Raw genomic sequence first — 21,145 nt, 5'->3', positions numbered from 1 at the left:
TATGAAGCGCCGGTCTAGAAGGAGCGGGTGACGCTGAGCACCAGCCCATTTCGCGAGCGGATGCTGCCGCCCGTTCTGGCGTAGGTGCCCTGCTCCGCATGCAGCGCATCCCACGCCGCCTGCAGTTTCCACGCCTCGATGCTCACGCCGATGCCGATACGCCCATCGAGCCGCGGGCCGGAGGTGTAGCGCGGCACCGCCGACACCGCGCGCAGATAGCCGATGCGCGCGAACAGGCCCACATCGTCGTTCAAGGCCAGGCCGCCATTGACTTCGCTGTACACGGTGCGCATCGCCGTGCCCATGTACGCGGGCGAATACGACACACGGCCGCTTAGGCGGTCGCTGCCCAGTCCCACGTACACTTCGCGGTAGTTCAGGGCCGACATGGTGGAGAAGGTGTGGTTAGTCCCGCCGGCTTCCCACGAGCCGCCGGCCGCCATCCGCCGCGCATAGCCGGCGTAGCCGATCGCGTACAGGCCGCGCGACGTGCCGCTCATCTTGAGCATGGATGCGAACGTGCCCGCATACCAGCCGCTGCGCGTGTCGAACGAGAGATTGAACTGGGGGACCGGGTCGCCCTTGCTGTAGCCGACGCCGCGGTAATAATAATCGGAGACGACCGACATGCTGCCGCTGGCCTGGGCGCGCGCGTCGCCGCCAGCCACGCAGCACGCAAGCGCGAGCGCCAGACGCCATCTACGCAACGACACCCCCGCGCACGGCGGCGTGATTCAGGGCAGGCGGACGATTTTTGGCGGCGTGACCTCGACGCAAACGCATGTACATTTTCCTGTGAGGCGGGTGACGGTGGCGCAAAAGTTGATGCCGCCCGGTTGCACCACGATGCTCGAGCGGACCTGCGGCAAGGTGAGGCCGGGACGCAGCTCGCTCAGCACGGCCATCATGCCAGAGATATGCGCCGCTGAATAGGAGGACCCCGAGACCATGCCCCAGCGCGCACCCGGCGCCGCCGTCGGGATGTCGCGCCCGGGTGCCATCAGCACCTGTGCGCTGAGCTGGCGGCTGCTGTCGGCCGCCACCGCGAACACGCCGGGGTGCGACGCCGGAAAGCCGCCGTCGGCACTGGCCGCGTCCACCGCTCCCACCACCCGCACGCCGCGCGCGCAGGCCACGTCGATCAGCTCGCGCAGCAGCCGGTCCGCCGGTCCCGACAAACTCAGGTTGATCACCTGCGCGCCGTGCATCAGCGCGAAGTTGAGCGCCTTGGCCAGGGTAAAGCTGTTGCATCGGGTGGCGCCGCTGGCGATCTGCCAGCAAGCGCGCAGCGCCATCAGGCGCGCGTCCGGCGCCACGCCTTCGATCCCGACCCCGTTGCCGGCCAGCGCCGCGATCACCGCCGCCACGCCGGTGCCATGCGTTTCGGCGGCATAGGGCTGGCCGTCGACGAAATTTTCCTGGAAGGCGAGCTGCCCGGCCAGGTCCGGATGGTCGGCCTCGACGCCGCTGTCGATCACCGCCACCAGCACCTTGCGCCCGGTGGCGGCCTTGCGCACTTCGCCCAGTTGCCATTGCAGCGCGGCCGGCTGCACCGGATACAGCGGGTCGTTGGCCTGCGCCGAAAAGGTGTTGATCGCTTGCGCCCAGTCGACCCGGGCGTCGCGCGAGAGCGCTTCGACGATCTTGCCCGGCTCGGCGCCGGCCGGTTCGGCCATGCGGTAGCAGTCCACGTTCAGGGCCGGCATCGGCCAGCCTTCGAGGATGGTCAGGCCATGTTCGCGCGCCAGCGCTTCGGCGATGCGGCGCCGCGCCAGGCGTCCGGCGTCGTCGCGATAGTTGGCGCCATAGGAGACGTCGGGCCGGAAGTGCGGTGCCGCCAAATGCAGCATCACGAGGATCTGGCGCGTGGCGCCCTGTTCGGCGGCCAGCGCCGCCGGTGCGTCCTGCCCGCCGGCGCGGCAGGCCGCCGCAACGACCAGCAGCAGCGCCGCCAGCAGCTTACGCATCACGGCGCGCTCCGCGGCGTGAGCGCTTCGGCCAGCTGCACCGCGGGGTCGGCCCTGAGCGCCGCCAGCGCGCCGGCCTGGCGTTCTTGCGGCGCGCCGAGCACGAAAGCGCCGGTGACGGTCGGCCCGTCGACCACGCGCGCACCGCTGGCCTGCAGGATGCGCTGCACGTCGCGCAGGCTGGCGTCGGGACGGAACATCACCACCATGGCGCCGGCCGGCGCCTTCTCGCCGTTACTTAGTGCCTGGTAGTCGTCTCCGTTGGCGCCGGGCGCGATCACCTGGAAAGCCATCAACGCAATCAGCGCGCCCTGCCCCGCCAGCGCCCATGGCATCCAGCCGCCGCCAAGCCAGGCGCGCAAGCCCCTGGCAGCGGGAGGCGCGGCGCGCTCCTGTGGGCCCAGACGCGGCATCAGCCGCGCCAGCGCCCGTTCCGGATCGAGGCCGGCCGGCTCGCCCGGCGCCGCCGCCTGCAACTGGCGCTGCCATTCCACTTCGCCCGCGCACTGGGCGCAGTGCGGCAGATGCGCGCGCACGCTCTCGGCCTCGGCCTCGTCCAGGGTGCCGTTGACGAACCACGGCAGCAAATCACGCATCGCCTGGTGCGATGCGCTGGTCGGTTCTTGGTTCAGGTTCATAAGAGTTCTTCCTGATGTGCGGACAGCAGCACCTTGAGGCGCTGCCGCGCATGAAACATCCGCGTTTTCACGGTATTGACCGGGCAACCCATCGTCTCGGCGATTTCCTGGTAGCCCATGTCGTGGTAATAAGTGAGGGTGACAACCACCCGCTGTTCGAGCGAGAGCGCCTTGAGCGCCTCACCCACCCCCTGCTGCAACTGCTGCTGCGCCATGGCGTGCTCCGGCTCCTGGCGCACGTCGCCTGCCTCCAGCTCAAAATTGGATTCGACCGGCTCGTCGCGCATGTTGACCGCCTTGAGCCCCTGCCGGTAGGCGATGGCGAACACCCAGGTCGACACCTTGCAGCTATGGTCGAAGGTATGCGCCTTCTGCCACACCACCAGCATGGTGTCGTTGACGATCTCCTCGATCAGCGCGCCGTTGCGCACCATCCGGTCCAGAAAGCGCGCCAGCCGTCCAAAGTAGATTCGGTACAGGGCCTGGAAGGCGTCCCGGTCCCCGCCCGCGATCAGGGCAATCAACGCCGTTTCGCTGCTGCCGGCCGGCGTGGCCGGCGCTCCCGCAACCCGCGCTCTCCATTGTTTAAGCATCCTGCGATTTTCTCCAATTATGCGGTGAATACTTGCTCGGAGCGAAAAGGTTCATGCTGCCGAGAAAAAAATATGGTGTTCCACCCTTGGGAACGATTCTACACGTGGCTATTTTTACAAAATATTTTGTAAAAGCATTGAACCTTTTATGCACGGGCTCGTATTGACCGAGCAACAAGACCACCTCAAGACCGACCAAGGATCCGCATTTTGCTTGCCCTCCCCGCTTTGTGCGGCCCCCAATTGCTCGATCACTCGGCGGCCAGCCTGTTTCGCCTGCTGCTGCTCGCGCCGCTGCTGGAAGAATGGATTATGCGCGCCGGCCTGCAGGAATGGCTGATGCGCCGGCGCCTGCATACGGCGCTGGTCCTGGCCTTGCCGGCGCTCGCATTCAGCCTGCTGCACGTGACCTCGGGCTGGCAGGCGATGGCGGCGGTGCTGTTGCCCGGCTTCGCATTCGGACTGGTTTACCGCCGCTGGCGCGACTGGCGGCTGTGCGCACTGGTTCACGCGCTGTGTAACGGATTGGCACTGAGTTTTTGCAGTTTCAGCACCTATTAAACTATCAACCAGGAGTAGCAATGACGGGATTTCGACTGAACCAATCCGGCCTCGGGGCCGGACTGTGCGCACTGATGGCCATGGGCCAGGCCCACGCGGCTGATGCCGTGCACGGCAAAAGCCTGTACCTGAACGGCCCGCCCAGCGGCGGCGCGGCCTGCGCCCGCTGCCACAGCGCCTCGCCGGCGGCGAACGTCAGCAAGATCCTGAGCGCAGCCGACAATCCGGCCGCCATCAGCGCCGCGATTGCCGCCAACAAGGGCGGCATGGGCAATATCTACGCCGGCAAATTGAGCGCCGTCGACCTGGCCGACCTGGCGGCCTTTATCGGCAACCCGGACGTGATCGCGGCCCCCGTGGCGAGCCTGAACCCGTCGAGCCTCACCTTCAGCGGCACCGTTCTTGGCCAGACCAGCAGCTCCCTGAGCGCCACCCTGGCCAACACCGGTTCCGGCGCGCTCAATATCGACACCATCGGCGTGACCGGCGCCGCCGCCGCCGATTTCAGCGTGGCCGGCGGCACCTGCGCCTCCGGTGGCGCGGTTGCCGCGGGCGCCGATTGCACGGTGCTGGTCAGCTTCAAGCCGGGTACTGCCGGCGTGCGCAGCGCCACTCTGGCGGTGGCCCACAACGGCACCGGTGGCACCAGCAGCGTGGCCCTGAGCGGCACCGGCAGCACATCGCCCCAGGCCACCATCGGCGTGTCGGCCACCAGCGTCAATTTCGGCGCGCTGGCGACCAATGTGGCGTCCGCGCCCCAAAGCATCACGGTCAGTAACAGCGGCCAGACCGCGCTGACCCTGAGCGCCATCACGCTGGGAGGCGCCAGCGGCGCCACCTTCACGCTGGGCGGCGACTGCGCGGTGAACAAGCCGCTGGCGAACGGCGCCAGCTGCGCGCTGACGGTACGGGCGCAGCCCACCGCCAACGGCGCCTTCACGGGCAATCTGAACCTGGTGTCGAATGCCGCCAACGGCAACGTCACCATCGGCCTCGCCGGCAGCGGCGCCAGCGCGGCAGTGGCGGCAAGCGCCACGCCGAGCGTGCTCGCTTTCGGCAGCCAGACTATCGGCGCGGCCAGCACAACGCAGAACGTCACGCTGACCAATACCGGCAACATGGCACTCACATTCTCTTCGATCGCCGTCAACGGGTCTTCCGCCATCAGCGTGGCGCCGGGCAGTCACTGCGGCGCTGCGCTGGCGCCTGGCGCCACCTGCAGCGTGCCGCTGGTGTTCGCGGCGACGGCCGAAGGCGCGGTGTCGGCCACGCTGGTGGCCAGCTACAACGGTGGCGCGGTGCAGGTGGCCGTCAGCGGCGCCGGCACCACTGCCGCTGTCGCCAAGCCGACGCTGTCGGACGCAGGTCCCATCGGCTTCGGCGAGATCCAGGTCGGTAAAAGCGCAGCGCCGCACACGACGGTGCTGCGCAATCCCGGCACCGCGGCGCTCAAGATCGCGACCCTGGTGATCGATGGCGCCAATGGCGGCGACTTCGTCCTCGGCGGCTCGTGCGCCGTCAACGGCACGCTCAGCCCCGCCGGCAGCTGCACCATCGACACCAGCTTCAAGCCGGGCGCACCGGGCGCGCGCAGCGCCAACCTGCTGCTGGTCACCGACGGCGGCACGCAGTTTTCGCTGCCGCTCACCGGCACCGGCACCGCCATCGCCGCGGCACCGGCGCTCACGCTGGCTCCGCAATCGTTCGATTTCGGCGCCAGTGCGGGATCGAAACGCTTCACGCTCAGTAATGCTGGCACTGCGGCCATCAACCTGTCGGCGGCGAACTTCAGCGGGCCATTCGCGCGCGTGGCTGACGCCAGCGGCTGCCCGGCCTTGCCGTTTGCGCTGCAACCGGGGGCGTCGTGCGACATGGTGATCGGCTACACCCCGGCCACGGCGGGCGCCAGCAACGGCAGCGTCGTGCTGCAGGCAGATGGCGGCGGCAGCTGGACCATCGCACTGGCCGGACAGGCCGCGGCCACGCCGGCCAGCGCACCGCCGGCACAAAACCAGGGCGGCGGCGGCTGTTCGTCCGTACGCGGCGGCAGCGATCCGATGCTGGCCCTGCTGGCACTGATGGCGGCCGCCGTCCTCTTCTGGCGCCGGCGCAAGCCGGCGCAGTCCTGACCGATCACTTTAGGAACCGGCATGAACAACTTCAAACGTAATACACGCGCACTGGCCGCGTCCCTCGTCCTGGCGCTGCTGGCGGTGCCGGCAAGCGCGCTGGAAGCGGGCAAACCCGCTCCGACGTTCGACCTCGCGGGGCCCGATGGCGCGGTCAAACTCGAAAAATACGCCGGCAAGGTGGTGTATGTCGACTTCTGGGCATCGTGGTGCGGCCCGTGCCGCCAGTCGTTCCCGTGGATGAACGACATGCAGGCCAAGTACGGTGCGCAGGGCCTGCAGATCGTCGGCGTCAACGTCGACGCCAAGGTGGAAGACGCGCGCGCCTTCCTGGCGAGCACGCCGGCCAAGTTCGCGATCGGCTTCGATCCGGCCGGCGCCACGCCGCGCAGCTACGGCATCAAGGGCATGCCGAGCAGCGTCCTCATTGGCGCGGACGGCAAGGTGCTGTTCGAGCATAGCGGCTTCAAGGCGGCCGACCGCGACGAGCTGGAAACCAAAATCAAGGCTGCACTGGGAGCGAAAAAATGACAATGACGATCATGACCCTGCTGCGCGCCGGTGCCCTGGCGGCGCTGGCCGCCGGCGTCACCGGCTGCTCGGCCATCACCCCGGTGCAAGCCTGGGAAAAAGGCACGCTGGCCAAGCCGGAAATGCTGATGGAAGGCGACGGACTCGAAACGCGCTTCAATGAACATATTTATGCGAGCCGCGAGGCGGCGTCGGGCGGCAGCGGTGTCGGCGGCGGCGGCTGCGGTTGCAACTGAGAGGAATGAACAAGCACATGACCACCCAACTCCTCCCCGTACAACCCGCGGCCCTCGGCCACGCCATCCTGGCGGCGGCGCTGATGCTGCCAGGCCTGGTGCACGCCGAAACGCCGCCGGAACACGCTTCCATCAGCGTCAAGCTGCTCAGTTACGAAGAGAGCCAGTCCGCCATGGACCGCATCCGCGTGCGCGCGCCATCGGTGTCGGTAATCGCGCCCGTGGCCGGCGTCTGGTCGGTGGCCGCTTCGCTGACGGCCGACGATGTCTCGGGCGCGTCGCCGCGCTACCACACGGCCGTATCGGGCGCCTCGCGCATGAGCGACGACCGCAAGGCCGGCGACGCCTCTGTCACGCGCTACTTCCAGCGCGGCAGCCTGACCGTGGGCGCGGCCTATTCGACCGAGCATGACTACGACTCGCGCGCCCTGTCCGTGACCGGCACCATGTCGAGCGAAGACAAGAACACCACCTGGTCGCTCGGCATGGGCGGCTCCGACGATTCCATCAACCCGGTCAACTTCATCGTGCGCGACGAATCGCGCCAGACCGTGAACTTCCTCGCCGGCGTGACCCAGGTACTGGGACCGAACGACCTGGCGCAGCTGACCGTGACCCACAACCGCGGCCACGGTTACTTTTCGGACCCGTACAAGGCGTTCGACAACCGTCCGCGCCAGCGCAACCAGAGCACCCTGATGGGACGCTGGAACCATCACTACGCCGCCACGGGCGGCACCAGCCGCCTCTCCTACCGCTATTACACCGACACCTACGGCATCCGCGCCCACACCTTCGGCGGCGAATACGTGCAGCCGGCCGGCCAGGGCTGGATCATCACGCCGTCGGCGCGCCTGTACTCGCAGCGCGCGGCGCGTTTCTACTTCGACCCGGTGTACGACGGCGTGCTGGGCGAGCCGTTCCGGCCCGGCTATGCCAGCAACCCTGACGGCCTGTCGTCGGCCGACCAGCGCCTGTCGGGCTTCGGTGCCGTCACGCTGGGGATCAAGGTCGCCAAGCAGCTCAGCGGCGACTGGATCGTCGACGTCAAGCTGGAAGCCTACCAGCAGCGCGGCAGCTGGCGCCTGTTCGACAAAGGCAGCCCGGGACTGGAGCCGCTGCGCGCCCACAGCATCCAGCTGGGCCTCACGCGGCAGTGGTAATGGACGTGCAAGCGTTCCCGTTCGAGGCCATGGCCAGCCGCTGCGAGCTGCGCTTGGGGCTCGCGCCGGGCGTCGATGGCGCTCGCCTGGCGCAGGTCGCGATCGACGAGGTGTTGCGCATCGAGGCCACCTATTCGCGCTACCGCACCGGCGGCATTGTAAACCGCATCAATCATGCGGCCGGGCGCGATCCGGTGGTCTGCGACGACGAGACCAACGCGCTGCTGGACTACGCCCGCGTGCTGCACGCCACCAGCGGCGGCCTGTTCGACATCACCTCGGGCGTGCTGCGGCGCGCCTGGGATTTCCGCCGTCCCGTGCTGCCGGCGCAGGCGGTGCTCGACGCGCTGCTTGCGCTGGTCGGCTGGCAGCACGTCCAGCGCGAGCATGGCGCCATCCGCCTGTCCAAAGCGGGCATGGAAATCGACTTCGGCGGCTTTGGCAAGGAATACGCGGCCGACCGCGCGGCGGCGCTGCTGGCCGCCAGCGGCGTGCGCCACGGTTACGTCAACCTGGGGGGCGACCTGCGCATCATCGGCCCGCGCCCCGACGGCGCCCCCTGGGAGATCGGCGTGCAGGACCCGCGCGATACCGAACGCCTGGCCGGCGCGATCCCGATCGCCAGCGGCGCGCTCGCCACCAGCGGCGACTACGAACGCTTCATCGACATCGCCGGGAAGCGTTATTGCCATGTGCTCGACCCGCGCAGCGGCATGCCGGTGTCGCACTGGCGCTCGGTCAGCGTGCTCGGCCCCCTGGCCATTGCCGCCGGCAGCTGTTCCACCATCGCCATGCTGATGCAGGAGGATGGCCTGGCCTTCCTCGACAACTCAGGCATGGCCTACCTCGCCATCGACCAGCAAGGCCAGTGCTTCCGCAAGGATGTGTAACACCACCACCGATTTGACTACTGGAGAAACACCATGAAATCCGCACCTTTCCTGAGATGGCTGCTGTCGCTGCTGGCCATGCTCGCCTTTGCCGGCTGGGCGGGCAAGGCCGCCGCGGCCGACGACTTCCTCGACCCCGAACAAGCCTTTGTGCTGCGTACCGAGGTGCGTGACGGCGGCGCCGTCGCGCTGCGCTGGACCATCGCGCCGGGCTACCATCTGTACCGCGAGCGGCTGGCGTTTACCAGCGCGGCCGGCGACGCCCCCATCGCCGCACCGGCGCTGCCGGCCGGCATTCGCAAGTTCGACGAGAACTTCAACAAGGAGATGGAAACCTACCAGGGCCAGCTCGATGTCGCGCTGGCCCCCGTGCCGGGCAAGCCGTTCACCCTCAACGTCGCCTACCAGGGCTGCGCAGACGCGGGCCTGTGCTACGCGCCGGTCGGCAAAACCTATCTGGTCGATCCGGCCAAACCTGGCGTGCTGACACCGCAGGCGGAGGCACCACCTCCGGCGGCGGTTGCGCCACCTGCGGCCAGCGCACCGGCCCACACCGCGGCCAGCGCCGCCGCGCCCGAGGACGACACCACGCTGGCCCAGCGCACCCTGCAAAGCGGTAGCTTGTGGCGCATCGGCAGCGCGTTCCTGCTGTTTGGCCTGCTGCTGTCGTTCACGCCGTGCGTGCTGCCGATGGTGCCGATCCTGTCGTCGATCATCGTCGGCGAAGGGACGGTGTCGCGCAGCCGCGGCCTGCTGCTCGCCTCGGCCTATTGTCTCGGCATGGCGCTGGTCTACACGGCGCTGGGCGTGGGCGCCGGGCTGGCTGGCGAAGGCCTGGCCGGGGCGCTCCAAAAGCCATGGGTGCTGCTGACGTTCGGCGCGCTGCTGGTCGGACTGGCGCTGTCGATGTTCGATGTCTACCAATTGCAGCTGCCAAGCGCGCTGCAAACCCGCCTTTCCAGCACCGGCGGCGCGGTGCGCGGCGGACGCTTCGTGGGCGTGTTCATCATGGGCGCGCTGTCGGCACTGATCGTCGGTCCGTGCGTGGCCGGTCCCCTGGCTGGCGCGCTGCTGTACATCAGCCAGACCGGCAACGCCTGGATCGGTGGCTGGGCCCTGTTTTCGATGGCGCTCGGGATGAGCGTGCCGCTGCTGTTGACCGGTCTTTCGGCCGGCAGCCTGCTGCCGCGCGCCGGCGCCTGGATGAATGGCGTGAAAAAGGTATTCGGCATGCTGCTCATCGCGGTCGCGATCTGGATGGTCTCGCCGGTGTTCCCGGTACCGGTGATGATGGCGCTGTGGGGCGGCTTTGCGATCCTGTGCGCGCTGTTCCTGCATGTGGGCCAGGCGCTGCCGCCGCACAGCGGCGCCGGTGCCTACGCCGGCAAGGCGCTGGGCGTGGTGATGCTGGTCGGCGGCCTGTTCGAGCTGGCCGGCGCGGCCAGCGCGGGACGCGATGTGCTGCAGCCGCTGGCGCATTTGCGCGGCGGGGGCGGCACCGCGCTCGCCCACGCCGAAACCGGCCCGCAGTTCACGCGCATCCGCACCGTCGCCGAACTGGAACGCGCGCTGGCCGATACCACCACGCCGGTGCTGCTCGACTTTTACGCCGACTGGTGCGTGGCCTGCAAGGAGATGGAACGGATGACGTTCCCCGACAGCGCGGTGGCCGCCTCGATGAAGAAAATGCGCCTGATCCAGGTGGATGTGACGGCCAACAATGCCGACGACCGCGCGCTGATGAAAAAATTCAGCCTGTTCGGGCCACCAGGCATCATCCTGTTCGATGCCAGCGGCAAGGAAGTGCCGCAAGGGCGCATCATCGGCTTCGTGCCGGCCCAGCGCTTTGCCGAGCGCCTGCAGGCCGCGCACGGCGCGGCGGGCTGATTACAGCAGCCAGTCGATCGGCAGCAGCGACAGCACGCCCACTGCCGCGCGCTTCCAGAAGCCGGTACCGGGCTCGGTGTCGTGGCGGATTTCCGTATCCCCCACGCGCTCGGTCCAGTACAGCGCGCCGTCGGGCGCCAGGCGCACCCGGTAAGCGCGCGCCGGCACCCGTTCGCGCAGGGCCTTTGCCATGCGCGCAGCCATGTCGGGGCTCTCGACCACAAACCCCATCTCGGTATTCAAGTCGGCCGAGCGCGGGTCGAAGTTGAAGGACCCGATGAAGACGCGCTTGCGGTCCACCGAAAACGTCTTCGCGTGCAGGCTCGATGCGGAGCTGCCAAGCTTACCTCCCTTTGCCCCTTCGGGCGCACGCTCGCCGTCAACGCCGCGGTGCAGTTCATACAGCGTCACCCCCGCTTCCAGCAGGGGCTTGCGCCATTTGGCATAGCCCGCGTGGACCACCGCCACATCGGTCGCTTCGAGCGAATTGGTCAGGATGTGCACGTCCATGCCGCGCGCCGCCATCGCCGCGAAATTGGCAGCCCAGGTCTTACCGGGCACGAAATACGGCGATACCAGGTCCACCGTCCGGGTCGGGTCGCCCAACAGCTTCTGGAGCTGGTAGGTGACCTTGGTCTCCGGCGCCTCCTTGCCAAGCACCTTGTCCGGATCGTCGCTCACCAACGTCGTCGTAGCCCACTCGAACGGCAGGCTGCGGTTAACCAGCTGCGCGACGAAAGGCGAAGCGCGCACCGCCGCCACGTAATCGGCGCCCGCAGCCCCCTGCCCGTCCTGCGCGGCCAGCTTGTCCGCGCTGCCGGGGGCAGCCGCCGGCACCAGCAGAGCGACCGGATAGGCCGAGCGGCTGTTCCAGTAACGGTCGAAGTCGCGCGAGACGGCGTCCACCACCGGGCCGACCGCCATCACGTCGAGATCGACGAACAGCAGGCTGCCGGCCACGCCAAAGTATTCGTCGCCGATATTGCGCCCGCCGATAATGGTGGCCGCGTTATCGGCCGTGAAGGATTTGTTGTGCATGCGCCGGTTCAGGCGCGCAAAGTCGGACAGGTAGCCGAGCGCGCGGTGCGCGCGCGTGACGAAGGGATTGAACAGGCGCACTTCGATATTGGGGTCGGCGTCGAGCGCGGATAGCACCGGGTCCAGGCCGCGCGTGTTGTTATCGTCGAGCAGGAGGCGCACCCGCACGCCGCGCGCCGCCGCCGTGCGCAAGGCGTTGAACAGCAACATGCCGGTGGTATCGTTGCGCCAGATATAGTACTGGATGTCGAGGGTGCGTTCGGCGGCGTCGGCCAGCATGGCGCGCGCGGCAAAGGCGTCGCGCCCGTTGGCCAGCGAGTACAGGCCCGACATGCCGGGATGCTCTGCGTTCAGCGGCGCCAGCGCCGTGCCCAGGCGCGTGGCGGAGGTGGCGGCGATGTAGTGGCTGGGCGTGCGGCCATCGAGCGCGGGCAGGCCGGCGCAGCCGCTCAGCGTGACCGCGAGCAGCAGCGCGGCCAGCATCGAGGTCAGTGGTGATGTTTGCATGCTTCCTCCCGGACGGCGCCCAAGGGCGAACCGGATGATGCCAGTGGCGGCGCGGTCCCTGCGTTAACCCCGGCCTAATCTGTGTGCGCGACAATATTGACGTTTGTTTATCCGGACCCGCCCCATGAAAAGAACCTCACCATGACCGTCAGCCTCGGGCCCTTCAGCTTCCAGACGGCGCACCTGCTGCTGCTCATATCGCTACTTATAGCATGCGGCCTAGGCAACTGGGTTGGGCGCCATCAGAAGGTCCGGACCGGCAAGGTGCTGCTCGACATGCTGCTGGTCGGGCTGGTGGCGGGCCGGATCGTGTTCGTGGCCACCTGGTTCGCCCAGTACCGCGCGGCGCCGCTGTCGATCATCGATATCCGCGATGGCGGCTTTACGCCGTGGGCGGTGATGCTGGCCGGCCTGGCGTACGGCGGCTGGCGCATGCTGAACAATCCGCACCTGCGCAATCCGCTGGCGGCGGGCATGCTGGCGGGGGCGCTCGCGTGGTTCACGTCGGGGGCGCCGCTGCTGCTGAACCTGAGCGAACGCAAGCCCTTGCCGGTGACGGCGCTGATCACGCCCACCGGGGCGGCGGTCACGCTGGCGGCGCTGGCGCAAGGGCGGCCGGTGGTGGTCAATCTGTGGGCCAGCTGGTGCCCGCCCTGCCGCGCAGAAATGCCGCTGCTGGCCGCCGCGCAGCAACGCGAGCCCAATGTGGTGTTTGTTTTCGTCAACCAGGGCGAAGATGCGCACACCGTGCGGGCGTACGTGAACGGCGGCGCACCGACGCTGGAAAACGTGGTGCTTGATGCCAATTCGGCCATGGGACGCGAGGTGGGATCGGGCGCGCTGCCGACCACCCTGTTTTATGACGCCAGCGGCCGGCTTGCCGATTCGCATCTCGGCGCCGTGTCGGCAGCCTCGCTCGAGAGCAAGCTGGCGCGCCTGCGCGCGCAAAAATAGTTACATGTCGTCCATTGCGGCAAACAGCCCGGCGGGCAATTCCTGCTCAATCTGCACGGTCCGGTTGCGCCCTTCCTGCTTGGCTTCGGCCATGGCTTTTTCGGCGCGCTGGATCATCATCTCGGCCGTTTCGGCCGGCGCATTGGTGGTCAGGCCGGCCGAGAAGGTGACCGTCGTGCCGGGCGTGAGCGTATCCCAGCCGAATGCGGCGACCTTGGCGGTGAGGCGGTTCATCGCCAGCACGCCCTGGTGCAACCAGGTAGCCGGCAAAATAACGCCGAACTGGTCGCTCTCGATGCGGCCGAAGCGGTCCAGCGTACGCAGCAGCTCGGTGGCCGAGCGGGTGATGCCCTGAAGCACAGCGTCGCCGATGTCGTGCCCGAACTGCTGGTTGACTTCCTTCATGTGATCGATGCCGATCATGGCGAAGCAGAACGGCTGGCCCGTGCGCGACGAGCGCTGCAGCTCTTCGGCCACCAGCTCGGTCAGGGCGCGCCGGTTCAGCACGCCGGTCAGGATGTCGTGACGCGTGAGCGACTCGGTCAGGTTCAGGATGTCCTGTTCTTTTTCAGCCAGTCTGGCGCGCAAGGGCGCGCATGCCGGGCAACCGTCGCATTCTGTGCTCATGTAAGTTCCTTGAAGATGAAAACCGATAGGCAGAGCTTACCGCCGGAGTTACCTGCAATCAAGCATTATCCGTGGCTGCCTGCGGTCGTGTTGCCTGAGGCGTACCTTTCGATGCCGCGCCGAGGCGGCGCATGGCGTACCGGTCGCGGCCGGCCTGCTTGGCCGCATACAGCGCCTCGTCCGCCAGCGCCAGGTAGTCGCCGGCGCCGGCGGCATTGCCGCGTCCTACGGCGATGCCGACGCTGGTGCTCACCTGCAAGCTGGCGCCGGCGGCCAGGAAGGGGGTGCGCGCCATGTCAAGGATCTTTTCGGCCAGCATTGTCGGTTCAACATCATCGCGCAAGCCCTCGAAGATGGCCACGAACTCGTCGCCCGCAAGGCGCGCCACGCTGTCGGTCGAGCGCACCGCCGCGCGCAGGCGCCTGGCGAATTCGACCAGCACCTCGTCCCCCGCTTTGTGCCCGTAAGTATCGTTGATCGTCTTGAAATGGTCGATGTCGAGGTAAGCCAGCGCGATGGCCGTGTTGCCGCGCGCCGCCCGTCCCAGGGCGGCGGCAAAGGTTTCCTCGAACATGCGGCGGTTATCGATGCCGGTCAGGATGTCGGTACGGGCCTGGGCTTCCAGCTTCAGTTCAGCCTGGCGGCGCTGTTGCGAGAGCGTGTAGAACGCGCGGCTGAGCTCGCCAAATTCATCGTGCCCGCGCACATTGAACACCTCGATTCCGGCACTGCCGTCGACGATGCCGGCGACATGGCCGCGCAGCGCGCCCAAAGGACGCAGCAGGCGCAATATGGCCAGCCAGCCGGCCAGTCCGGCCAGCGCCGCCACCGCCACCGAGGCCAGCAGCGCGGTCGGGCGCATGTGGATCAGCGGCGTGAACGCTTCGTCGACGGGATACACGGCGCCCAGGATCCAGTCGGTCTTGCGCAGGCGCTTGTAGGTGATCAGGGCGCGCACGCCGCGTTTGGTGGGGCCTTCGACCCAGCCCTCGAAACCGTCCAGCGCGGCCATGGTCGAGGCTACCGCGCCGCCCGTCTCGTCCTGCACGCGCTGCAAAATGCGCTCCTTGTTGGGATGGTGAATGATGGTGCCGGCGCTGGTCAGCATGAACAGATAGCCGGTCGCGCCCGATCCGAGCGCTGTGAGCTGCCCGAAAAAGCGCGGACGCTGCAGGTCGATGGCGCCGCCCAGCATGAAGATCAACTTGCCTTGTTCGTCATACAGCGGTTCAGTGACAAGAATGACCGGCTTGCCCGACAGGGCGCTCTTGAAAGGCTTGGAAATGACGCCTTCGCGCGCGGCCACGGTGTCGGTGAAGTAGGCGCGCTTGCCGAAATTCATGGTGTTATTGGTGCGCCGGTCGTTCATGTTGGCCAGCATGGTGCCGGTGCTGTCGAATACCAGTACATTGAAAAATTCCTCGCGCAAGGTCGCGTGGGCTTCCAGGAATGCCTGCAACCCGCCCGCCGGATGGCCGCCGCTGCGCCCGAGTTCCTCGCGCAGGGTCTTGAGCAGGGTTTGCCGGGACTCAAGGTCGGCATCGATATAGGCGGCCGCGCTGGAGAGCAGCGCCACTTGCTGGGAGCCGATCACGTCGCGCATCTGGCGCTCGGCCAGATACAGGGAAACAAAGGTCAGCACGCTGGTGGCAAGCAGTACCAGGCCGATGACCACGACCGTCAGTCGGAATTTCAGCGTGGCTGTGTTGAGGGTCAGGCGCATCGAAGTGATTTTCCAGCAGTAAAGACGGTGTGAGCGCAAGGCGGTTCGCCTCGCCCGCCATTCTACCGCGTCGGCACACCCTTGCGCCCCTCTCGACAGGCGCGACAGTAGCGCTCAAGCGAACGCAACAATTTTGTAAAAAAGCGTAACATATGAACATTGTTGAGGTTTCTGGCTGGCCGACCGTCCAAGCACAAGCCCCGCGCCGCAAGATTGCCTATGACATATCAATTAACGGAACTGCGCATGGTGCCGCGACAAGCGCCCTGCCTGACCGATTCGTGATCGAACCGAAGACCAAAAGGTGTACACAGTGCAGCCACAAACCATCGCCACAAGTCCGACGCCGTCGGCAACAGAACGCCCCCGGGTACTGATCGTCGACGACAACGCCGACGCAGCCGATACGCTCGGCACCTATCTTCAACTGTCCGGCTACGCGGTGACCATCGCCACCGATCCGTACGCGGCCCTGAACCTGGCGCGCGAACTGCGCCCGCAGGTATGCGTGCTCGACATCGGCCTGCCCGGCATGAATGGCAATGTGCTGGCGGAAAACCTGCGGCGCTTGCCGGACACCTCGGGCGCGGTGCTGATCGCCCTGACCGGTTATGGCCAGGCGTACGACAAGCAGCGTTCGCTCGGCGCGGGTTTCGACCATTATTTCGTCAAACCGGTCAATCCGGGCACGATCAAGGACCTGATCGACCGCATGCCCTGATGCCGGGCGCCGCGCGCCGCTCCTGATCCACGCCGGGGGCGCGCTCGCGCCGCCGCGCCGCACCCGGTTTTCAAACCCCAAACACGACAGTGTTGGTGGTCAAGGAACAGTGCGAAAGGGTTTATTTTCGCGTTTCAGGACGCTTCACCCAAGGCCCGACGGGCCTGATCAGCCTGCCACGGCGGTCCGGCGACACGCTACTTTTTCTGCCAATAGGCAAATTCAGTCTCGTAGCAATTGGTATCGACTTCGGAAATCTTCTCCTGCATCACCGCCTGGGCATCCTGCACCGCCTGGTTGTAGATGGACGGGCCGATTTCGCGCAGGCAGAAATCGAGCAGCAGGCGCGCCTTGAGCACACCGACTTCTTCGTCGAAATTCTTCATGCAATAGCGCTGCAGGGAAGACAGCAGGCGCTCCTCGGTTTCCTGGTTCAGTTTGATGGACATCGTTGTTTCGCGGAACGTAAATGGGAGCAGCAGCTTAGCAGACTTACCCCTCCGGTGTGTACCCGGGCGGCGCGTGATACATGACGTCCGTGCGCAAGACATATTTGGTACCGCTTTGCAGCGCCGATCCCTGATGCATCTGGCGATGCGGAAACACCAGCGCGGAACCGGCCCTGGGTTTGATGCTCTCCCACGCAAAGTCGGTATGGCCGCCGGTGAAATCGTCATTGAGGTAAATCAGGAAGGTCAGAAAGCTCTCCTCCGACTCGCTGCGGGCATAACTGCCATCCTTGTGCGCGCTGAAAAACTGCTCGCCCTGATAGCGGTAGAACCGGAAGCGTTCGTTGAAACCGCTCAGTGCCCAGTCGCGCTGCAGCGGCGGCAGCACCGGCGATGCTCGCTGGTAGAGCTGATCGGCCAGAACGGCATTGTCATGGATGATGCGGTCGTTGGTGCGGTAATCGCGGTTGATCCGGTCGCCCTCGCTGGTGGTCAGCCCGGCCGCCGTGTAGCCGATTGCTTCGCTTTCGCTGATATGGCGTGCGCATTGCTGCGGGCTGAGAAAGTCATGGATATAAAATACACCCATCCCGAATTTTTCAATGTTCATCATAGGTAATCGTGTCGCTGGAATGAAACGGCAGCAGGCCGTGGCGGAGCATGTCGGCAGCGAGGAGCAGCGCGCGACCATAGCCGCGCCGACATCCCGACCGCCGCACACGATCGGCGTCACCGACGAAACCGCTTGTCGCTGGCAGCCGAGGGTATTGCAGCGCGGCGGGATTTGTCAAGATGCGTAAGCAATCCGGTGCGGTGAACGGCCGCATGCTGATGTACCCCTTTCGTATAGCCGCCAAACGGCCGGGCAATCGCATAATCGGTGCCCTCCGCCCGGCCCGTTCGGGCGACTTTATCGTCCTCGGAAAGGAAAAAGCATGAACACAAGTTACTCCACAGCGCCGGCATCCTGCAAGACTTCAGCGAACTGGCCGACGTGCGCATCGGTCTCGATGCGCCGGTGCGCTCGGCCAGCGTGCGCGCGCTGAACCGCCTGCTGGCGCACACCATGGCCATCCGCGATGCCTGCAAGAAGGCGCACTGGCAAACCTCCGGCGCCACGTTTTACGAATTGCACCTGCTGTTCGACAAGCACTACAACGAACAGGTCCTGATCATGGACAGCCTGGCCGAGCGCGTCCAGACCCTGGGCGGCGTGGCGTTCGCCCTGGCGCAGGACGTGGCCGGCGAATCGGCCATCGCCCGTGCGCCACGCGGGCGCGAATCGGCCCGGGCGCAGCTGGCGCGCCTGCTCGACGCGCACGAAACCATCCTGATCGAAGCGCGCCCGCTGGCCCGTGCCAGCGCCGAGGCGGGCGACGACGGCAGCAACGACCTGATCGTCAGCCAGGTGGTGCGCAGCAATGAACTGCACAGCTGGTTCATCGGCGAACACCTGGCGGCGCAGGCGCGCAAGGTCGCCTGAGCCTTTACATCAGCAGCGTGCCGGGCAAGCTCAGACGCATCTCGCTGCCCTGCCCCGGCGCCGACGTCCAGCGCACGTTCGCGCCCAGGCGTTCGGCCCGCTCGCTGATGCCGGGCAAGCCCCAGTGGCCCGGCAAGCCGCCGTCGCGCAGCACCTCGGCCGGCAAGCCGCAGCCGTCGTCGCGCACCACGACCGTCAGTTGCTTGCGCTCGTATAGCAATTCCACCTCGATCTTGCTCGCTTTCGCATGCTGGAAGGCATTGAGCATCGCCTCGTTCGCGATCCGGTACACCTCGTGCGCCACCAGCGGCGGCAACGCGCGCGCCCGTCCGGCCTCGCTCAGCGCAAACTGCACGCCCCGTTCCTCCGCCATGCGCTGGCCTTCGCGTTCGAGCATGCCCGCCATGTCCGCCTGGAAATGGTCGTGCGCGCGCAAGTCCTGTACCTGGTCGCGCCCTTCCTGCAGCATCAGCTCGGCCTGGTCGAGTGCGCTGTCCATCAGTTGCCTGACCGGTTCGTGGGCCCCGACCTTGGTCGCCGCCATGTGAAAACGCAGGATCAGCGCCTGCACGCCCTGCAGCAAGGTATCGTGCAGCTCGCGCGCGATGCGCTCGCGCTCGTCGACCTGCACCTGCAGCCGGCCCTGGATGCGCGAAGCCAACTGGCGCATGCGCCAGCGGTACAGCGCCCACAGCAGCACCAGCGCGAGCAGCACGCAAGCGGCGCGGAACCAGACTGTCTGGGTGATGGTCGGCGCGATGCTGAACTGGAAGATGGCGCCGGTGCTGCTCCACACCCCGTCCTCGTTCGACGCCTGCACCTGGAACCGGTACTCGCCCGGGCCCATGCCGGTAAAGAATGCGCTGCGGCCGGGGCCGGCGGCGGTCCATCCGGCGTCCTGCCCTTCGAGGCGGAAGCGGAACGCCACGCGCTCAGGCATCGACAGGCTCAGCGCCGTGTAGTCGAGCTGCAAGCGCTGCGTGCCGGGCGGCAGGCGCAAACCGTCGCGCGCCGGATAATGCTGGCCTTCGACAGTCACACCGCGCATTTCCACGTATGGGGCCAGCAGGTTGCGGCGCAGCCGGGCCGGGTCGACCGAGACGACGCTGTTGGCGGTGGTGAACCACAGGCGGCCATCGCTGGCGGCCAGCGCCGACGGCACCGGCACCATCTGCGGTGCGGTACCGGTCAAGCCATCTTCCTGGTTGTAGCGCACGAAGCGCACGCGATAGCCCGGCTCGGCTACAGCACGTTTGAGCTCGGCGGCTTCGATCACGCTGATGCCTTCGCTGCCATTGAGCCACAACTGGCCGCTGGCGGAGGCCACGATGCCGGACACCCCCATGAATTTTTCATCATTCACGCCCAGCAGCGGATGAAAGCGCTTGCCGTCGAAGTACGCCACCCCGCTGTCGCCGCCGATCCAGGTCTGGCTGTCATGCCGGTACACCTGGAACACGACGCCCACCTGCAAGCCCTCGGCGGCGCCGAGCAGGCGAAACTTGCCTTGCTCGCGCAGCGCGATGCGGTTGCCGACGTAGCCCAGCCACAGCTGGCCATCGGCCATGGCGGTGACGCTGGTCGCGCCGCGCGAGGCGTAGTCGGCATACGGCACCACCTTGCGCCATTCGCCGTCGCGGCGCTCGTAGACGCCACCGCCGTTAAACGAGATCCACATGGTGCCGTCGGCTTCCTTGGCGATGGCGTGCACCGGACGGCCCTCGGTGTCGGGCGGTGTGACCAGCTTGGTGAAGGTCTTGCCATCGAGGTAGGACACGCCGCGATGGCCGCCTGCCCAGATAATTCCATCGTTGTCGCGGTACAGGCAGGTCAGCTCGGCGATGCCGTTCGAGGGCATCTCGGCCGCGGGAATCGGCACCGAGCGTGCGCCGGGCACGAAGAAGCCGTCGGTCCAGACGGCGCCGTTCTCGGCGGCGGCCAGCGCGCGCGCTTCGCCGCCGTAGTACAGCGGCAAGGCGGCGGCTTCCAGCTTGGTGCGGCGGAACCGGTCCAGCCCGCTGTTGCTGGCGACCCAGATATTGCCTTCGCGGTCTTCCAGCGCGGTAAACACGATGTAGCCGCTCAAACCCTGCTGCGGCGTGAGGCGCTGGGTGAGCGCGTGGCCGTCGACGCTGAAGCTGCGCTCGACGCCTTCGCGCCGCAGCAGCCAGCGCTCGCCCTCGGCGTCGAACAGCATGTGCGAGGAATACTCCCCGCCGACGCGCCGAAAACGCGCCGTGCCGAGCGGCTGCTGGTCGACCACCTCCAGGCTGTCGTTGCGGCCGCCATTGCTCCAGATCGTGCCGTCTGGCGCTTCGATCAGATTGCCGCTCAGGTCGAGTACATTGGGCAGGCGGCGAAATGCCGACGCGCCCGGTTCGAGCACGAAGGCGGTCTCGACGTTGCCAGCCCAAAAGCGGCCGCGGCTGTCCGACATCATCGCCTGCGGCTGGTTGGCCAGTTTTTCGAAACCGGGCACCTTTTCCCAGCGCTCGCCGTTCAGCCGGAACAGGCCGCTTTTGCTGGCGAGCCAGATGCGGCCCTGCGCGTCGCGCCGGATCGCATGCGGCGACGAGGGCGGCATGCCCTCGGCGCTGCCGTAATGGCGCAGCGCGCCATCCTTGAGCAGCCCGACGCCGCCGCTGCGGTAGCCGATCCACACGTCGCCCGACGGCAGGGCCAGCAGCGCCGACACGCCTGGCGAGGCCAGGCTGCCAGTGCGCGGCACGTAGCGCTCGAACTTCACGCCGTCGAAACGGTATAGCCCGGTGCTGGCCCCCAGCCACAGCCAGCCGTCGGGCGACTGCGCCATGGCGAAAATGATGGTCGGGGCGCCGTCGCGCGCGGTCCAGCTGCTGTGATGCAGGGTGATCGCGGGGGCCGGCGCCGGGGCCGGTTTGACTTGCGGCAGCGGGTTGCTCGGTGTCGCGGCGGGACCGGCGGCCGTGGCGGGCAGCACCGCTGCGAGCGCCAGAAGCGCCGCCAGCGCCCGCTGCTGCCAGCGTCGAAATGCCGTCATAAAAGCTCCATGTTGCGAAAAATGCCAGC

Annotated in this window: 20 protein-coding genes; 10 read left to right on the top strand and 10 right to left on the bottom strand. The window is 67.2% G+C overall.

Annotated elements, in window-relative coordinates; all coding sequences use genetic code 11:
• Nucleotides 1-14 precede the first annotated feature (14 nt).
• The 4 genes from RBA40_RS03580 to RBA40_RS03565 are packed head-to-tail and all read right to left on the bottom strand — an operon-like array spanning nucleotide 15 to nucleotide 3,198.
• On the bottom strand, nucleotides 15-707 hold the full coding sequence (locus RBA40_RS03580; protein ID WP_306646032.1) for a TorF family putative porin: 693 nt from the start codon (nucleotides 705-707) through the stop codon (nucleotides 15-17).
• Nucleotides 708-734: 27 nt separating this feature from the next.
• Nucleotides 735-1,967, bottom strand: coding sequence for a S8 family peptidase (locus RBA40_RS03575; RefSeq protein ID WP_306646044.1), 1,233 nt, complete (start codon nucleotides 1,965-1,967; stop codon nucleotides 735-737).
• Complete coding sequence (locus RBA40_RS03570; protein ID WP_306646030.1) at nucleotides 1,967-2,605, bottom strand: anti-sigma factor; 639 nt, start codon at nucleotides 2,603-2,605, stop codon at nucleotides 1,967-1,969. Before RBA40_RS03570 ends, RBA40_RS03575 begins: the two co-directional genes overlap by 1 nt.
• Nucleotides 2,602-3,198, bottom strand: a complete 597-nt coding sequence (locus tag RBA40_RS03565; protein WP_306646028.1) for an RNA polymerase sigma factor — start codon at nucleotides 3,196-3,198, stop codon at nucleotides 2,602-2,604. The genes RBA40_RS03570 and RBA40_RS03565 overlap by 4 nt, the downstream gene beginning before the upstream one ends.
• Nucleotides 3,199-3,408: 210 nt before the next feature.
• Here RBA40_RS03565 and mrtJ point away from each other — a divergent pair, with 210 nt between their 5' ends.
• The 7 genes from mrtJ to dsbD are packed head-to-tail and all read left to right on the top strand — an operon-like array spanning nucleotide 3,409 to nucleotide 10,595.
• Nucleotides 3,409-3,759: a JDVT-CTERM system glutamic-type intramembrane protease MrtJ gene (gene mrtJ, locus RBA40_RS03560; RefSeq protein WP_306646027.1), complete on the top strand. Its 351-nt coding sequence runs from the start codon at nucleotides 3,409-3,411 to the stop codon at nucleotides 3,757-3,759.
• Between the two features lie 20 nt (nucleotides 3,760-3,779).
• On the top strand, nucleotides 3,780-5,888 hold the full coding sequence (locus tag RBA40_RS03555; RefSeq protein ID WP_306646025.1) for a choice-of-anchor D domain-containing protein: 2,109 nt from the start codon (nucleotides 3,780-3,782) through the stop codon (nucleotides 5,886-5,888).
• A 21-nt stretch (nucleotides 5,889-5,909) separates the two neighbouring features.
• On the top strand, nucleotides 5,910-6,419 hold the full coding sequence (locus RBA40_RS03550) for a TlpA family protein disulfide reductase (protein ID WP_306646023.1): 510 nt from the start codon (nucleotides 5,910-5,912) through the stop codon (nucleotides 6,417-6,419).
• Nucleotides 6,416-6,655 (top strand): DUF4266 domain-containing protein, encoded by a 240-nt coding sequence (locus tag RBA40_RS03545; RefSeq protein WP_306646021.1) that lies wholly within the window; start codon nucleotides 6,416-6,418, stop codon nucleotides 6,653-6,655. Before RBA40_RS03550 ends, RBA40_RS03545 begins: the two co-directional genes overlap by 4 nt.
• Nucleotides 6,656-6,672: 17 nt before the next feature.
• The gene (locus tag RBA40_RS03540; protein WP_306646020.1) at nucleotides 6,673-7,818 is read left to right on the top strand and encodes a DUF3570 domain-containing protein; all 1,146 of its coding nucleotides are present in this window, start codon (nucleotides 6,673-6,675) and stop codon (nucleotides 7,816-7,818) included.
• A complete protein-coding gene (locus tag RBA40_RS03535) occupies nucleotides 7,818-8,708 on the top strand; it encodes an FAD:protein FMN transferase (RefSeq protein WP_306646018.1) in 891 nt (296 codons plus the stop codon). Before RBA40_RS03540 ends, RBA40_RS03535 begins: the two co-directional genes overlap by 1 nt.
• A gap of 33 nt (nucleotides 8,709-8,741) precedes the next feature.
• Nucleotides 8,742-10,595 (top strand): protein-disulfide reductase DsbD, encoded by a 1,854-nt coding sequence (gene dsbD / locus RBA40_RS03530; protein ID WP_306646016.1) that lies wholly within the window; start codon nucleotides 8,742-8,744, stop codon nucleotides 10,593-10,595.
• On the opposite strand, the gene RBA40_RS03525 is transcribed toward dsbD, so the two are convergent.
• The gene (locus RBA40_RS03525) at nucleotides 10,596-12,140 is read right to left on the bottom strand and encodes a phospholipase D family protein (RefSeq protein WP_306646014.1); all 1,545 of its coding nucleotides are present in this window, start codon (nucleotides 12,138-12,140) and stop codon (nucleotides 10,596-10,598) included.
• 141 nt (nucleotides 12,141-12,281) lie between these two features.
• Between RBA40_RS03525 and RBA40_RS03520 the strand changes: the two genes are divergently transcribed.
• Nucleotides 12,282-13,094: a TlpA disulfide reductase family protein gene (locus tag RBA40_RS03520; protein ID WP_306646012.1), complete on the top strand. Its 813-nt coding sequence runs from the start codon at nucleotides 12,282-12,284 to the stop codon at nucleotides 13,092-13,094.
• Here RBA40_RS03520 and RBA40_RS03515 read toward each other — a convergent pair whose 3' ends face one another.
• Together RBA40_RS03515 and RBA40_RS03510 are read right to left on the bottom strand one after the other, a co-directional pair.
• On the bottom strand, nucleotides 13,095-13,721 hold the full coding sequence (locus tag RBA40_RS03515) for a GGDEF domain-containing protein (RefSeq protein ID WP_306646010.1): 627 nt from the start codon (nucleotides 13,719-13,721) through the stop codon (nucleotides 13,095-13,097).
• 58 nt (nucleotides 13,722-13,779) lie between these two features.
• The gene (locus tag RBA40_RS03510; protein WP_306646008.1) at nucleotides 13,780-15,444 is read right to left on the bottom strand and encodes a sensor domain-containing diguanylate cyclase; all 1,665 of its coding nucleotides are present in this window, start codon (nucleotides 15,442-15,444) and stop codon (nucleotides 13,780-13,782) included.
• A gap of 313 nt (nucleotides 15,445-15,757) precedes the next feature.
• Here RBA40_RS03510 and RBA40_RS03505 point away from each other — a divergent pair, with 313 nt between their 5' ends.
• Nucleotides 15,758-16,165 carry a response regulator gene (locus tag RBA40_RS03505; protein ID WP_157778664.1) on the top strand — a complete coding sequence of 136 codons (408 nt, stop codon included), beginning with the start codon at nucleotides 15,758-15,760 and terminating at the stop codon, nucleotides 16,163-16,165.
• A gap of 197 nt (nucleotides 16,166-16,362) precedes the next feature.
• On the opposite strand, the gene RBA40_RS03500 is transcribed toward RBA40_RS03505, so the two are convergent.
• Entirely contained in the window at nucleotides 16,363-16,614 is a 252-nt protein-coding gene (locus RBA40_RS03500) for a DUF2164 domain-containing protein (RefSeq protein ID WP_306619843.1), read from the bottom strand.
• A 43-nt stretch (nucleotides 16,615-16,657) separates the two neighbouring features.
• The gene (locus tag RBA40_RS03495; protein ID WP_306646006.1) at nucleotides 16,658-17,227 is read right to left on the bottom strand and encodes a 2OG-Fe(II) oxygenase; all 570 of its coding nucleotides are present in this window, start codon (nucleotides 17,225-17,227) and stop codon (nucleotides 16,658-16,660) included.
• A gap of 267 nt (nucleotides 17,228-17,494) precedes the next feature.
• On the opposite strand from RBA40_RS03495, the gene RBA40_RS03490 reads away from it, so the two are divergent.
• Nucleotides 17,495-18,097, top strand: coding sequence for a Dps family protein (locus tag RBA40_RS03490; RefSeq protein ID WP_306646004.1), 603 nt, complete (start codon nucleotides 17,495-17,497; stop codon nucleotides 18,095-18,097).
• 4 nt (nucleotides 18,098-18,101) lie between these two features.
• Here RBA40_RS03490 and RBA40_RS03485 read toward each other — a convergent pair whose 3' ends face one another.
• Nucleotides 18,102-21,116, bottom strand: coding sequence for a sensor histidine kinase (locus RBA40_RS03485; RefSeq protein WP_306646002.1), 3,015 nt, complete (start codon nucleotides 21,114-21,116; stop codon nucleotides 18,102-18,104).
• Nucleotides 21,117-21,145 lie beyond the last annotated feature (29 nt).

Origin of the sequence: Massilia pseudoviolaceinigra (assembly GCF_030846505.1) — a bacterium.
Taxonomy (GTDB): Bacteria; Pseudomonadota; Gammaproteobacteria; order Burkholderiales; family Burkholderiaceae_D; genus Telluria_A; species Telluria_A violaceinigra.
Note: the sequence above shows the minus strand (reverse complement) of the source record. Positions and strands in the feature narration are given on the sequence as shown.